The organism is Pantoea sp. ME81, assembly GCF_903970985.1.
Classification (GTDB): Bacteria; Pseudomonadota; Gammaproteobacteria; order Enterobacterales; family Enterobacteriaceae; genus Pantoea; species Pantoea communis.
Map to the genome: position 1 here is coordinate 1 of NZ_CAJCKS010000352.1, position 1,406 is coordinate 1,406.

1 protein-coding gene and 1 pseudogene are annotated in these 1,406 nt (G+C 51.6%); both read right to left on the reverse strand.

The features are described from left to right. A pseudogene (locus tag H7A81_RS27895) lies at positions 1–143 on the reverse strand (GGDEF domain-containing protein); the annotation flags it as partial. Between the two features lie 226 nt (positions 144–369). Next, positions 370–1,317, reverse strand: a complete 948-nt coding sequence (prs, locus tag H7A81_RS27270) for a ribose-phosphate diphosphokinase (RefSeq protein WP_034824282.1) — start codon at positions 1,315–1,317, stop codon at positions 370–372. Positions 1,318–1,406 lie beyond the last annotated feature (89 nt).

The following is a 1,406-nucleotide window of genomic DNA, read 5'->3' on the forward strand; positions in this document are numbered from 1 at the left end:
GTCAGGGTCAATGTGAGCGCCAGCGTAGTGAACCCCAGCACGCGATCGTACTGCGCACCCACCCAGGCGAACACCAAAATAATGCTCAAAAAACCCAGCACATAGAGCTCGCAAACAAATAGTGTGTAAATGTCGAGAGTCATAGTGGTCGGAGTTCTCAGAAAAAAGTGTGGAGAAAAATACCACTAATCAATGGCCCGCTAAAGTGCAGCATCGCGTGTCGAATGAAAAGAGTGTAAGGCAGGGAGAATAGCGAGTTTTAACGAAATTTATCGCGAAAATATCTGTAGCGAGAGCGGCTTAATCGGTAAATGAAGCGGATTGTTGGGAATAAAAAACCGGGCGCGGGGCCCGGTTTCATGCAATGTATTAATGTTCGAACATTGCGGAGATGGACTCTTCGTTACTGATACGGCGAATTGCTTCGGCCAGCATGCCAGAGAGTGTTAAGGTACGCACGATTGGCAGGGCTTTCATCTCGTCTGACAGCGGAATGGTGTCGCACACGATAACCTGATCGATCACTGACTTACGCAGGTTTTCGACCGCGTTACCAGAGAAGATGGGGTGAGTCGCATAAGCGAAGACACGTTTCGCGCCGCGCTCTTTCAACGCTTCAGCTGCTTTGCACAGCGTACCGCCGGTGTCGATCATATCGTCGACCAGTACACAGTCACGACCTGCCACGTCACCGATGATGTGCATCACCTGAGAAACGTTCGCACGCGGGCGACGTTTATCGATGATAGCCATATCAGTGTCATTGAGCAGCTTAGCAATAGCACGCGCACGCACGACGCCGCCGATGTCCGGGGAAACCACAATCGGGTTTTCCAGGCCAATCTGCAGCATATCTTCCAGCAGGATTGGGCTACCGAACACGTTATCAACCGGGACATCGAAGAAGCCCTGAATCTGTTCGGCGTGCAAATCAACCGTCAGAACACGGTCAACACCCACGCTGGAGAGGAAATCGGCAACCACTTTGGCGGTGATAGGCACACGAGCAGAACGCACGCGGCGGTCCTGACGGGCATAACCAAAGTAAGGGATAACAGCAGTAATACGACCAGCAGAAGCCCGACGCAACGCGTCGACCATCACAACCAGCTCCATCAGATTATCATTGGTGGGGGCACAGGTGGACTGGATGATGAAAATATCACCACCGCGTACATTTTCGTTGATCTGTACACTTACTTCACCATCGCTGAAACGGCCGACAGCGGCGTCTCCGAGGCTAGTGTAAAGGCGGTTGGCAATACGTTGTGCTAGTTCCGGGGTGGCGTTACCAGCAAATAGCTTCATATCAGGCACGAGAAGAACCTCAGGCTTGGCGTCCAGAGAATGAACGTTTCAAAAGTAACCGGCGAATACTTTTGAAGTCGTTCATACGGGTGTGTTAA